Annotated in this window: 1 protein-coding gene; it reads right to left on the bottom strand. The window is 52.4% G+C overall.

The features are described from left to right. Nucleotides 1-23 precede the first annotated feature (23 nt). Nucleotides 24-313: N-acetylmuramoyl-L-alanine amidase (locus Q4563_RS18415; protein WP_303605538.1), on the bottom strand; the 290-nt coding region annotated here is incomplete at its 5' end.

Below are 313 nucleotides of genomic sequence, written 5' to 3'. Positions count from 1 at the left end.
GGTCGACATTTGTAACATGAAGCTCAAGAGTGCCAGGCACGGTCATTACCATACACAAACTGGTAAAGCGTACCGTCCCGCTCGATCAGAAAATTAATTGAGACCTTCAAATCGGCAATGCCCGCAAAATAGGGATGCTCATCCGCAGCCAGCTGATTAGTGAAAAATCGCGGCACACACCCCGTGCCAAACTGACCTGGAGGCAAACTGATGTTATGAATCACCAGCAAAGACACAACCGCCTCTGGCGGACGCGGGCCAAAGTTGGGGGATGGCACCCAAAGCGCATCGGGCAAACGCCCGTCTTGTACAT

Source organism: Gilvimarinus sp. 1_MG-2023, assembly GCF_030548285.1.
The sequence above is the reverse complement of the archived record's forward strand: the minus strand, read 5'-3'. Positions and strand labels throughout refer to the sequence as shown.